The organism is Salmonella sp. WC3, from assembly GCF_042932255.1.
GTDB classification, from domain to species: domain Bacteria; phylum Pseudomonadota; class Gammaproteobacteria; order Enterobacterales; family Enterobacteriaceae; genus Salmonella; species Salmonella enterica.
The window spans coordinates 3,406,350-3,418,382 of record NZ_CP170629.1 but is presented as its reverse complement, the minus strand read 5'-3'; the positions used below and the strand labels follow the sequence as shown (position 1 = coordinate 3,418,382).

Below are 12,033 nucleotides of genomic sequence, written 5' to 3'. Positions count from 1 at the left end.
GCTGAAATAGAATAAACGGCAGGGCAGACGCCTGCCGTTTATTCTTTGTTAGTCCGCCTCATTGATACCTAAACGCGTCAGAAATCCGCGAATACCTTCCCGCGATAAAAACAGCGCCAGTTTTTCCTGTTCCTGAGCAGACATATTTTCAACGGCATCAATAATTTGTCGATAAGCGTGACTGTGCGCCGCGTTCGCATATTCTGCGAAAGCCTCTTCCGCCTGATAAAACGCAGGCAGTTTGCGAAAAGCCGGAATATTGAGAATAAACTCCCGCACGCTGGCATCAATATGGATGAGTCTTGCGCGTCCGCCTTTGACGCCGGGAAATTTTTCGGTTTTCCAGTGTTGTTCTCTGATCCAGCGATTGACGGTTTGTCTGGCCACGCCGAGGCATTCAGCCAGCTCTTCAGTGGTCATTTTACTGCGTAATCTTTTCATATTATTTGCTATCGCGTATCCCTAAGCGTTGTAACAAACCGGTAATCCCTTCACGCACGAGGAGAGAGGTAAACTGTTTCTGCTCGGATGAGGTCATCTCTTTGGCAAGCGTCATGAGCAGCGCTTCAAGCGATGCGTTGCTGGCAGGCATAAATGTGTCTGCGTGATGGTCAACTGAACGTTCAGCGCTGCGGATATATTCACGAACCTGTTCGTTTACATGAACCAGACGGGCTTTACCGCCCTGGACGCCAGGTTTGGGCGATGTTGCCCAGCCTTCTTTCCGTACCCATTTATTGATGGTTTGTCGGCTGTAACCGGTGAGATTAGCGAGTTCTTCTGGCGTCATCCGTTCCTTGAACATAACGATTCCCTGAATAGTCGTGGGGTTAATTAGTGGTTCATTTTATAGCACCATTTTAGTCGAAACCGTGACGTGTTTAACTACTGAATGCGAGTTGTGCCGCAATGTCCTTTATTTGAATGCTTTTTCAGCGATTGAATTCGGCAAGTTCATTTTGCCGTTGACACATGCCGAGGGAATTCATATGATGCCGCCCGTCAACTCGACAAGCTTTACGTAGTGGGGCTATAGCTCAGCTGGGAGAGCGCTTGCATGGCATGCAAGAGGTCAGCGGTTCGATCCCGCTTAGCTCCACCAACATTCAAACCCTCGCTGAAAAGCGGGGGTTTTTGCTTTTTGTCACAAAATTTATGGCCTCTGATCTGCTCTTCAGGTGCGTTTGTTTGCCGCTGCTTTTGCGGTCAATATGAGCTTTTGTTAGATTGCTTCATAATGCGAATATACTTATTATTCATGCGCCTTATATAATGATGTGAGCATTAAAGCAATGCCGGATAAGTGTAACGTATTAAAAAATATAAAAATATTCTTACTGGCCTTCTGCCTGACCGTTCCGGCTATTCTGCTATCTCGTCTCATTTCTCCCCGCGCCACAATTGATTCCAGCTATATCTTTCTGGCCTGGCTACCGCTCTGCGTCATGTTTTCCGTGCTGTTTTTATTTGGCCGCCGTGGCGTCGCGCCGATGGTAGGCGGAATGATGTTGACTAATGAATGGAATTTTCATTTACCTCTGCCACAGGCGATGGTGCTGCTATTTTGCCAGACGTTTCCCGTGTTGCTGGTTTGCGCTATCGTACGCTGGCAGCTGGGCGCGCGCTGGCGCTACGGAATACCCAACCAAGGCATCTGGCTACGCGTTTTCTGGTTAGGGTTAATGACGCCGTTTGGCATAAAAATCAGTATGCATCTGGCGGGGCACTACCTGGCTTTCCCGGTGACAATCTCTACCTTCTTTGGCACCGGCACCGCTATTTTCTCGATTGTTGATTTATTGAGTCTGATTTCTGCCGCGCTTATTTTTACCCTCTTTTTCTATTATCCGCTGCGGATGATAGTCAGCCCGCACTATATTCGTATTTTCTGGCGGAGGGATGTCGCTCCTTATCTCGCCAAAGAAAAACGCCTGTTTACGCTTCTCTGGTTTGCCACTCTGGCGACGCTATTAGCGGTGCTGTGTACGCCTTTCGAGACAAAGTATATTGCTGGCTATCTGGTGCCAGTTCTGTTCATTGGATTTACCATCGGCGTGGGGAAAATCAGCTATCCGCTGTTGAATTTTAGTTGGGCTCTCACTGCGCTATTCCTGCTTAGCTATAACCGCAATTTTCTGCAGGGCGTGGGCTCAGAATATTCGCTGGCATTTATCCTTTCAGTTCTCATTTCTTTTAGTATTTGTTTGTTGTACATGGCGCGGATTAATCAGCGTAGCGAATGGTTGAATCGACAGTGGCACTCGCAGGCATTAACCGATCCGTTGACGCAACTGCCTAACCTGCGTGCGCTGGAGCAGTTTCTTTTACAGGATGCCGGGCAAAGCGTGTGTTATCTACGCATGGAAAACCTGGAATTTCTGAGCCGTCATTACGGTATGCAGATGCGCGTGCATTGCGAACGCGAGGTGTTTCGCGTGTTGCAGCCGCTGCTGCTGGAAAAGGAGAAAATTTTCCATCTGCCGGGCAGTGAGTTATTGCTGGTATTGACGGGACCGGAGACGGAAGCCCGCCTGCAATATATGCTCAATGTGCTTAATAACCGCAAAATTTACTGGAACAATACCGGTCTGGACATGGAATACGGCGCATCGTGGGGAACATTCGATGGTCGCCAGGAAACCTTGCAACCGCTGTTGGGGCAATTAAGCTGGCTGGCGGAGCAATCCTGTTCGCACCGTCGGGTGCTTGCACTGACCCAGAGTATTGAAGCCGCTTCCGGGCAGACGACGGAACGGGTGCTGCGGTTGCAGAAAATCCGTCAGGCGCTGGAGCGCGGCGCGCTGGTTTTGTATGCGCAACCCATTCGCGACTCGCAGGGAAAAGGGTATGACGAGATTCTGACGCGGCTTCGGTGCGACGACGGTATCATGATGCCCAATCAGTTCATTCCGCTTATCGCCCAGTTTAACCTGAGCGTACGGTTTGATATGCAGGTGATGGAAGCGCTCCTGCAATGGTTGTCCGCGCATCCTTCGGCGGAGCAGGGGGCGCGTTTCTCGGTTAATTTGATGCCGCTGACGCTGCTGCAAAAAGAGACGGCGTCACGCATTATGCAGCTTTTTAAACGCTATGGCGTCCCGCCTGCTTCGGTCATCATCGAAATTACTGAAGAACAGGCCTTCTCTCATTCCGAAATCAGTATGCACAATATCAACCAGTTGCGTAAGTTTGGCCTAAAAATCGCCATTGATGATTTCGGCACCGGCTATGCAAACTATGAACGGCTAAAACGCCTCAAGGCGGACATCATTAAAATCGACGGCTGTTTCGTAAAAGATATTCTGACGGACTCCCTGGATGCGATGATCGTGAAATCCATCACTGATTTAGCGAAAGCGAAATCGTTGAGCGTCGTGGCTGAGTTTGTTGAAACGCCTGCGCAGCGCGATCTGCTATTGCAGCTTGGCGTACACAGTTTGCAGGGATATCTGATTGGCCGCCCGCGCCCGTTAGGCAAATAAGCGGCATAAAAAAACCGGGGATAGCTCCCCGGTTTCTACATTAAACGCAGACTTACAGTACCAGCGCCGCGATAGAGGCGGACAGTACGCTCACCAGCGTAGAACCGTAAACCAGTTTCAGACCAAAACGGGAAACCACGTTGCCTTGCTCTTCGTTCAGGCCTTTAATCGCGCCCGCAATAATACCGATGGAAGAGAAGTTCGCGAAGGACACCAGGAAGACGGAGATAATGCCTTCAGCGCGTGGAGAGAGGGTAGAGGCGATTTTCTGCAGATCCATCATCGCCACGAATTCGTTGGAAACCAGTTTGGTCGCCATGATACTTCCTACCTGCAGCGCTTCACTGGACGGTACGCCCATTACCCATGCGACCGGGTAGAAGATGTAACCCAGAATGCCCTGGAAGGAGATGCTGTAGCCGAACCAACCGGTAACAGTTGCGAACAGCGCGTTCAGCGCCGCGATCAGCGCGATGAAACCGAATTGCGGTCGCTGCCATGGTGTACATGCGGTTACGGGACATTTTGCCGAGGATATCTTTATAAGCGATAAAGTTCTCAGACTGGCCGAGGATCAGCGAGCTGACGGCGTTAAAAGACTCCAGTTTGCCCATACCGTTTACTTTGGACAACAGGAAACCAATAGCGCGGATGACCACTGGCAGAACGCGGATATGCTGAAGAATACCGATCAACGCGGAAATAAAGACGATCGGGCACAATACTTTCAGGAAGAAGAACGCCAAACCTTGATCGTTCATATTGCCAAAGACGAAGTTTGTCCCTTCGTTGGCAAATCCGAGCAGTTTTTCAAACATCTCGGAGAAACCTTTTACGAAGCCAAGGCCAACATCCGAGTTCAGGAAGAACCAGGCCAGTAATACTTCGATAACAAGTAACTGAATGACATAACGAATGCGAATTTTTTTACGGTCACTGCTAACCAGCAGTGCGAGTACCGCAACAACGGCAAGCGCCAGGACAAAATGAAGGACGCGGTCCATATTTGCTCCAAATATGAGGCAGGTTTAATTTTCGTGCACATTCTATGCAACAGCCGTAAAGAAAACGAGATCCAACACACACTATAATAAGGACCTGTGACGAGATTCAAAATTAGTGATCTGTAATACACTTTTACTGTACTGAATATGAAAATGAAAAGTTATATCAGTGTGCTAATCTTGTAATGTTAAGCCAAACTGTTCTGATACAGGTCGTCATCGTATCGGTCTATCGTTTCACACTATCAAAGTAATCACCCGTACCCATTGAAATGCACTTGATAATCATTATCAATAAACATAGCATGAAACATAGCAAAGGCTATGTTTTTGAGGCAAAAGATGACTGACAATCGCGTAGAGAATAGCAGCGGACGGGCGGCGCGCAAGCTAAGGCTCGCATTAATGGGACCTGCGTTCATTGCCGCGATTGGTTATATCGATCCCGGTAACTTCGCGACCAATATTCAGGCCGGCGCCAGCTTTGGCTACCAGCTACTTTGGGTGGTGGTCTGGGCGAACCTGATGGCGATGCTGATTCAAATCCTCTCGGCAAAACTCGGAATCGCCACGGGCAAGAACCTGGCGGAGCAAATTCGCGACCATTATCCGCGCCCGGTAGTCTGGTTTTACTGGGTACAGGCGGAAATCATCGCGATGGCCACCGATTTAGCTGAATTTATCGGCGCAGCAATAGGTTTTAAGCTGATCCTGGGCGTCTCTTTATTACAGGGCGCGGTATTGACCGGTATCGCGACGTTTCTGATTTTAATGTTACAGCGCCGCGGTCAAAAACCGCTTGAAAAAGTCATCGGCGGTTTACTGCTTTTTGTCGCCGCCGCTTACATTGTGGAACTGTTTTTCTCTCAGCCTGATATGGCGCAGCTCGGCAAAGGAATGGTTATCCCGGCGCTGCCGAACCCGGAAGCCGTATTCTTAGCCGCCGGCGTGCTTGGCGCGACGATTATGCCGCACGTGATTTATCTGCACTCGTCATTAACACAGCATCTGCACGGCGGAACGCGGCAACAACGGTACTCAGCAACGAAATGGGATGTCGCTATTGCCATGACGATTGCCGGTTTTGTCAATCTGGCAATGATGGCGACCGCCGCGGCGGCGTTTCATTTTAGCGGCCACACCGGCATCGCCGACCTCGATCAGGCATACCTGACGCTGGAACCGTTACTAAGCCATGCGGCGGCAACGGTGTTTGGTCTTAGTCTGGTAGCGGCAGGGCTTTCCTCCACTGTGGTAGGGACTCTGGCGGGGCAGGTGGTGATGCAAGGGTTTGTCCGTTTTCACATTCCGCTGTGGGTACGGCGCACCATTACCATGCTGCCCTCATTTATTGTGATTTTGATGGGGCTGGACCCTACCCGAATTCTGGTGATGAGCCAAGTGCTGCTGAGTTTTGGTATTGCGCTGGCGCTGGTGCCGCTCCTGATTTTCACCAGTAACGCTACGCTAATGGGCGAGCTGGTGAACACGCGGCGAGTAAAACAGATTGGCTGGATAATTGTCGTGCTGGTCGTCGCCCTGAATATCTGGTTGCTGGTTGGAACGGTGATGGGATTGTCATAAAGACAGAAAGATAGCAGGCCCGATGCGTGGGCGTCATCGGGCTGTTATTCAGCAGGAGGCTTAGTGATGATGTTTGTGACCCCGGCCTCGCCCGCGATGATCGTCGCGATCGCGCCAGCCTTCCCGATAACCGCGTTCATACGCTTTACGCTTATCCCAGCCGCGATGATAGCCGTTGTCATGGCGCCACCAGCGATTTTTACGCCATTCATAATGGTTGTGCCAGTAATCCCGGTCGCGCCAGCGACCACCGTCCCAGTAGTTACCGTAATCATCGCGATCGCCAATCTGTAATTTTATTGAGGGCAACAGGGTGATTTCGCCCGCATTCGCGGCAAGCGGTGTAAAAGCCAGCAAGGCTGCCGCCAGAATCAGTGACCTGAACATACTTTCTCTCCTTCACGATCGAGCCGTCGCCGGCCTGTTAATGCAATATTACAAAGCAGTAAAGATTTGTTTCATCGCCTTAACTCTTAAATCATGAAGGAGAGCATTTTTTGCTAAAACCGGCCCTCCAGAATAGCGTCAATTTCTGCACATTCCGCCGCCGAAAAACGGCGATTGGCCAGCATTCCTACGGCGTCTTCGATTTGCGACGGTTTGCTGGCGCCAATCAGTACCGAGGTAACGTTATCGTTACGCAGCACCCAGGCGAGCGCCATCTGAGACAATTTTTGGCCCCGTCGCGCGGCCAGTTCATTCAACCGGCGAACTTTTTCCAGTTTGTCGGCGGTAATCTGTTCTGGTTTAAGGAAACGGCTTCCGCTCGCCGCGCGGGAATCTTCCGGAATGCCATTCAGATAACGGTCAGTGAGCTGCCCGCCCGCCAGCGGCGAGAAGGCAATACTGCCGACGCCTTTTTCCTGCAACAGCGCCAGCAGCCCGTCCTCTACCCAACGCTCAAAAAGCGAATATTTAGGCTGATGAATCAGGCAAGGCGTGCCGAGATCCTCCAGAATATCGATAGCTTGTCTGGCCAGATTGGCAGGATAGTTAGAGATCCCCACGTACAACGCTTTGCCGTGGCGCACAAGGTGATCTAACGCTTTCATCGTCTCTTTAAGCGGCGTTTCGGGATCGGGACGATGGTGATAAAAGATATCGACATACTCCAGCCCCATACGTTTCAGGCTTTGATCGAGGCTGGCGATAAGGTATTTCCGTGAACCCCAGTCGCCATAAGGGCCATCCCACATGGTGTAGCCCGCTTTGGTGGAGATGATCAATTCATCACGCCACGGTAAAAAATCTTCCTGCAGAATGCGGCCAAAATTGCATTCTGCGGAGCCCGGCGGCGGCCCATAATTATTGGCGAGATCAAAGTGGGTAATGCCCAGATCGAACGCGCGTTGCAGCAGCGCCCGGCTATTTTCTACCCGTGTCGTATCGCCGAAGTTGTGCCATAACCCCAGCGAAATAGCGGGAAGTTTGACGCCGCTGCGTCCGCAGCGACGATACTCCATTGTGTGATAACGATTCTCATCGGGCTGATAAATCATGACCTTTCCCCTTGTGGCGTGAATAAATAGTGTATACGGTTACACTCGCCAGGCGGTATCCGGCTTTTACTGTTTGCCGCTGTAAACATTGTTTTCCAGGCTTTCATCCCCACCGTGCTGGACAGCCATCGGCATTCCTTAATACTCAACATAATATCAACGTCAGAAGGAAAGCTGTCATGCAAAACCCCTATACCGTGGCCGACTATTTGCTGGACAGACTGGCAGGATGCGGCATTGGCCATCTTTTTGGCGTACCGGGCGATTATAACTTGCAGTTTCTTGACCATGTGATTGACCACCCGACCCTGCGTTGGGTGGGATGCGCCAATGAGCTGAACGCCGCTTATGCCGCGGACGGCTATGCGCGCATGTCGGGCGCTGGAGCGCTACTCACCACCTTTGGCGTGGGAGAACTTAGCGCTATTAACGGTATCGCGGGCAGTTACGCGGAATATGTCCCGGTCTTGCATATCGTCGGCGCGCCCTGTAGCGCTGCGCAGCAGCGTGGCGAATTGATGCACCATACCCTCGGTGACGGCGATTTTCGTCATTTTTATCGCATGAGTCAGGCGATATCCGCTGCCAGCGCAATATTAGATGAACAGAACGCCTGTTTCGAGATTGACCGCGTGTTGGGTGAAATGCTTGCCGCACGCAGGCCAGGATACATCATGTTGCCCGCCGATGTGGCGAAAAAAACGGCCATCCCACCTACGCAGGCGCTGGCGTTGCCCGTGCATGAAGCGCAAAGCGGCGTGGAGACGGCTTTTCGTTACCACGCCCGTCAGTGCCTGATGAACAGTCGGCGTATTGCGCTATTGGCCGACTTTCTTGCCGGGCGTTTTGGTTTACGACCACTGTTGCAGCGCTGGATGGCGGAAACGCCCATCGCTCATGCGACACTACTGATGGGGAAGGGGCTTTTTGATGAACAGCACCCGAACTTCGTTGGCACCTATAGCGCTGGCGCCAGCAGCAAAGAAGTGCGTCAGGCCATAGAGGACGCTGATAGGGTTATCTGCGTCGGCACCCGTTTTGTCGATACCCTTACGGCCGGATTTACCCAACAATTGCCGGCGGAACGCACGCTGGAGATTCAGCCTTACGCGTCGCGCATCGGCGAAACCTGGTTCAACCTCCCGATGGCGCAGGCGGTGTCTACGCTGCGCGAACTGTGCCTGGAATGCGCTTTTGCGCCGCCGCCGACGCGTTCCGCCGGACAGCCAGTGCGGATTGATAAAGGAGAACTGACCCAGGAAAGCTTCTGGCAAACCTTACAGCAGTATCTCAAACCCGGCGATATTATCCTTGTCGACCAGGGGACTGCAGCTTTTGGCGCTGCCGCGCTGTCGCTTCCTGACGGCGCGGAAGTTGTGGTACAGCCGCTGTGGGGGTCTATCGGCTATTCCTTGCCCGCCGCGTTTGGCGCGCAAACCGCCTGTCCCGATCGGCGGGTGATTCTGATTATCGGCGATGGCGCGGCGCAGCTCACGATTCAGGAGATGGGCTCGATGTTACGCGACGGGCAGGCGCCGGTCATCCTGCTGCTCAACAATGACGGCTATACCGTAGAGCGCGCCATTCACGGCGCGGCCCAGCGGTATAACGACATCGCGAGCTGGAACTGGACGCAGATACCACCGGCGCTAAACGCGGCGCAACAGGCGGAGTGCTGGCGGGTGACGCAGGCTATCCAACTGGCAGAGGTCCTCGAACGGTTGGCGCGCCCACAACGTCTGTCATTTATTGAAGTGATGTTGCCAAAAGCCGATCTGCCGGAATTACTGCGTACCGTGACCCGGGCGCTGGAAGCCCGCAACGGGGGATAATGGCCCCCGCTGCGCCGGATTAGGGTTCGTGACGGTTGGCGGCCAGCAACGGTTTTCCCGCCAGCAATAGCCAGGCGGGGAGCATCACAATGCAGAGCAGCGGCAGCAGATTGGTATCCGGTACGACGACTGCCGCCATAAACAGACTGAGCCAGCCGTCGCGCGTCACTACCAGCACTAAGCCAAGAATCGCGCAGGAGACGGTAATCGCCGCGGGTACGGCCTCAACATGGGCATGGAGCATGAGCCCCAGCGCCGCGCCGATAAACACAGCCGGAAAAATGCGCCCGCCGCGAAAGCCGCTCGCCGCCGCGATGACCAGCGCGGCGAGTTTGACGACGGTTAAGGTAAAATAATCTCCCGCGCCCAACGTCTGGCTAAACGCCATTTGTTGCATTTCGTCCAGGCCTTTAAACAGGGTAAGCGGCCCGCCAATGACGCCCAGGATGCCCAGTATAAAACCGCCAATGCCGAGAATCAGGACCGGATTTTTCAGGCGGTGCAGCAACTCATGCAGACGCGGAAGGCACCAGACGGCGACCATCCCGGCGGCAATGGCGATCGCCGCGACGATCGCTCCGCTGGCAATGTCCACCAGCCGCATCTGCGTGTAATGGGCGATGGGTAACGAAAAATGCGGATGAAAGAACAGGCTGGTGGTGAGTGACCCCGCCGCTGCCGCCATTAACGGCGCAAACAGGCGATCCCACATGGGAATATCGTTAGAGCCGCTAAGCGTTTGCGAAAAAATCAGCGCCGCGGCGACGGGCGTGCCGAACAGCGCGCCGATGGTGCCCGCTGAGGCCAGAATCGTCCAGTCTAACGCCGTGATACGCGGAAACAGGCGGGAGCCGAAAGCCGCCGCCAGCGCGATATTTATTGTCATTATCGGATGCTCTGGCCCCAAACTTACCCCACCAGCAAGGCCGATGATTAAGGCGAGAAGCAGCCCGGGCAGCGCAGATGGCGAGACCGGCATACTGATTAACGGTTCGATGGCCGGATCGGGGCCAGCGTGTCCGGGACTGTAACGGATAATCAAACCCACCACGATCCCGGTTAGCGTGAGCATACCCACTATCCAGAACGGCGAATCATAAGCGATGCCGATGCTGGTGGGCAGTCGTTGCCAAAGAAATTGCTGAAAAACCGACGCGACTTTCATCGCAGCGATTAAAACCAGGCTTGACGCTACGCCAATAATCAGCGCGGGGAGCGACAGCAGCAGCATCGTTCGGGCACGCGGGTGGAACATAATCTCTTCCTTACACGGGGTCGTATACCTATTTTGCACAGCCTGCCCGACGGCATTGCTGCAATTGGTGCTGAAACAAGAAAGTAATTCTGTGATGAAGATCTATATTTATAGGCAGTCAGCCTGATGGCCGTTGTTGTTATGCCCCCATGAATTTACAGTGTGACAAAGACTTATTTTGACTTTAGCGGAGCAGTAGAAGAATGACAAAGTATGCTTTAGTAGGAGATGTAGGCGGCACGAATGCGCGTCTTGCCCTGTGTGATATCGCCAGTGGAGAAATCTCGCAGGCCAAAACGTATTCCGGCCTGGATTATCCCAGTCTTGAGGCCGTGGTGCGCGTTTATCTCGATGAGCATAGCGTCAGCGTGGAAGATGGTTGTATCGCCATAGCCTGCCCGATTACCGGTGACTGGGTAGCGATGACTAACCATACCTGGGCTTTTTCTATTGCGGAAATGAAAAAAAATCTCGGCTTTAGCCATCTGGAAATCATCAACGATTTCACCGCCGTGTCGATGGCGATCCCGATGCTGAAAAAAGAGCATTTAATTCAGTTCGGCGGCGGCGAACCGGTAGACGGCAAACCTATTGCGGTGTATGGCGCGGGAACCGGCTTGGGCGTGGCGCATCTGGTGCATGTGGATAAGCGTTGGATTAGCCTTCCGGGCGAAGGCGGGCATGTCGATTTTGCGCCTAATAGCGAAGAAGAAGCTATGATTCTGGAAATATTGCGCGCCGAAATTGGCCACGTTTCCGCCGAGCGCGTGCTGTCTGGCCCGGGGCTGGTGAATCTTTACCGGGCGATTGTTAAGTCCGACAACCGTCTGCCGGAAAATCTGCGCCCGAAAGATATTACCGAACGCGCCCTGGCGGATAGCTGTATCGATTGTCGCCGCGCGTTATCGCTCTTTTGCGTCATCATGGGGCGATTTGGCGGCGATCTGGCGTTAACCATGGGGACATTTGGCGGCGTTTATATCGCTGGCGGTATTGTCCCGCGCTTCCTGGAATTTTTTAAAGCGTCCGGCTTCCGTGGTGGCTTTGAAGATAAAGGCCGCTTTAAAGATTATGTACACGGTATTCCGGTCTATCTGATTGTCCATGATAATCCTGGCTTGTTAGGCTCCGGCGCGCATCTGCGCCAGACATTAGGTCATATTCTATAAGCCAGATGGTGGCATAAACGCCTTATCCGGCCTACAAAAGTGTGTCATCTGTAGGCCTGATGAGCGCAGCGTCATCAGGCAATTAAACATTCTCTTGTCAGTCTCAAACCGCGTGCCTCACGCGGTTTTTTTCATTGCCTTTCCTGTGCATGAATGCTTCAACTGACTGAATTATTTCACTTTACTTTTGCTGAGCGAAAGGTCAAAC

The 12,033-nt window shown here is 52.8% G+C and carries 9 protein-coding genes, 1 tRNA gene and 1 pseudogene; 5 read left to right on the top strand and 6 right to left on the bottom strand.

Annotation, left to right across the window (positions count from 1 at the left end):
* Positions 1 to 48: 48 nt before the first annotated feature.
* Positions 49 to 441: a YfeC-like transcriptional regulator gene (locus ACFK9X_RS16775; RefSeq protein ID WP_000826514.1), complete on the bottom strand. Its 393-nt coding sequence runs from the start codon at positions 439 to 441 to the stop codon at positions 49 to 51.
* 1 nt (position 442) lies between these two features.
* Complete coding sequence (locus ACFK9X_RS16770) at positions 443 to 805, bottom strand: YfeC-like transcriptional regulator (protein ID WP_086811590.1); 363 nt, start codon at positions 803 to 805, stop codon at positions 443 to 445.
* Positions 806 to 1,026: 221 nt separating this feature from the next.
* Between ACFK9X_RS16770 and ACFK9X_RS16765 the strand changes: the two genes are divergently transcribed.
* Positions 1,027 to 1,102: transfer RNA gene (locus tag ACFK9X_RS16765), tRNA-Ala, on the top strand.
* Positions 1,103 to 1,292: 190 nt separating this feature from the next.
* Positions 1,293 to 3,482, top strand: a complete 2,190-nt coding sequence (locus ACFK9X_RS16760; RefSeq protein ID WP_001112944.1) for a sensor domain-containing phosphodiesterase — start codon at positions 1,293 to 1,295, stop codon at positions 3,480 to 3,482.
* Between the two features lie 52 nt (positions 3,483 to 3,534).
* On the opposite strand, the pseudogene ACFK9X_RS16755 reads toward ACFK9X_RS16760, so the two are convergent.
* Positions 3,535 to 4,486: pseudogene (locus ACFK9X_RS16755) on the bottom strand (NupC/NupG family nucleoside CNT transporter).
* Positions 4,487 to 4,828: 342 nt separating this feature from the next.
* On the opposite strand from ACFK9X_RS16755, the gene ACFK9X_RS16750 reads away from it, so the two are divergent.
* On the top strand, positions 4,829 to 6,070 hold the full coding sequence (locus ACFK9X_RS16750) for an Nramp family divalent metal transporter (RefSeq protein WP_000131734.1): 1,242 nt from the start codon (positions 4,829 to 4,831) through the stop codon (positions 6,068 to 6,070).
* Between the two features lie 60 nt (positions 6,071 to 6,130).
* On the opposite strand, the gene ypeC is transcribed toward ACFK9X_RS16750, so the two are convergent.
* Positions 6,131 to 6,457 carry a DUF2502 domain-containing protein YpeC gene (ypeC, locus tag ACFK9X_RS16745; protein ID WP_000490091.1) on the bottom strand — a complete coding sequence of 109 codons (327 nt, stop codon included), beginning with the start codon at positions 6,455 to 6,457 and terminating at the stop codon, positions 6,131 to 6,133.
* A gap of 113 nt (positions 6,458 to 6,570) precedes the next feature.
* Positions 6,571 to 7,569 carry an L-glyceraldehyde 3-phosphate reductase gene (mgrA, locus tag ACFK9X_RS16740; protein WP_151117090.1) on the bottom strand — a complete coding sequence of 333 codons (999 nt, stop codon included), beginning with the start codon at positions 7,567 to 7,569 and terminating at the stop codon, positions 6,571 to 6,573.
* Between the two features lie 179 nt (positions 7,570 to 7,748).
* Between mgrA and ACFK9X_RS16735 the strand changes: the two genes are divergently transcribed.
* Complete coding sequence (locus ACFK9X_RS16735; RefSeq protein WP_001180856.1) at positions 7,749 to 9,401, top strand: alpha-keto acid decarboxylase family protein; 1,653 nt, start codon at positions 7,749 to 7,751, stop codon at positions 9,399 to 9,401.
* A gap of 19 nt (positions 9,402 to 9,420) precedes the next feature.
* Here the strand turns inward: ACFK9X_RS16735 and ACFK9X_RS16730 are convergent, their stop codons facing one another.
* Complete coding sequence (locus ACFK9X_RS16730; RefSeq protein ID WP_000468922.1) at positions 9,421 to 10,656, bottom strand: ion channel protein; 1,236 nt, start codon at positions 10,654 to 10,656, stop codon at positions 9,421 to 9,423.
* 203 nt (positions 10,657 to 10,859) lie between these two features.
* Here ACFK9X_RS16730 and glk point away from each other — a divergent pair, with 203 nt between their 5' ends.
* Positions 10,860 to 11,825, top strand: a complete 966-nt coding sequence (gene glk, locus ACFK9X_RS16725) for a glucokinase (protein WP_000170380.1) — start codon at positions 10,860 to 10,862, stop codon at positions 11,823 to 11,825.
* Positions 11,826 to 12,033 lie beyond the last annotated feature (208 nt).

Excerpts from the sequence above, each read along its gene's own strand:
- ACFK9X_RS16730 (WP_000468922.1), bottom strand. The coding sequence starts at position 10,656 with ATGTTCCACCCGCGTGCCCGAACGATGCTGCTGCTGTCGCTCCCCGCG.
- ACFK9X_RS16760 (WP_001112944.1), top strand. The coding sequence starts at position 1,293 with ATGCCGGATAAGTGTAACGTATTAAAAAATATAAAAATATTCTTACTG.
- ACFK9X_RS16750 (WP_000131734.1), top strand. The coding sequence starts at position 4,829 with ATGACTGACAATCGCGTAGAGAATAGCAGCGGACGGGCGGCGCGCAAG.
- ACFK9X_RS16775 (WP_000826514.1), bottom strand. The coding sequence starts at position 441 with ATGAAAAGATTACGCAGTAAAATGACCACTGAAGAGCTGGCTGAATGC.
- mgrA (WP_151117090.1), bottom strand. The coding sequence starts at position 7,569 with ATGATTTATCAGCCCGATGAGAATCGTTATCACACAATGGAGTATCGT.
- ypeC (WP_000490091.1), bottom strand. The coding sequence starts at position 6,457 with ATGTTCAGGTCACTGATTCTGGCGGCAGCCTTGCTGGCTTTTACACCG.
- ACFK9X_RS16770 (WP_086811590.1), bottom strand. The coding sequence starts at position 805 with ATGTTCAAGGAACGGATGACGCCAGAAGAACTCGCTAATCTCACCGGT.
- ACFK9X_RS16735 (WP_001180856.1), top strand. The coding sequence starts at position 7,749 with ATGCAAAACCCCTATACCGTGGCCGACTATTTGCTGGACAGACTGGCA.
- glk (WP_000170380.1), top strand. The coding sequence starts at position 10,860 with ATGACAAAGTATGCTTTAGTAGGAGATGTAGGCGGCACGAATGCGCGT.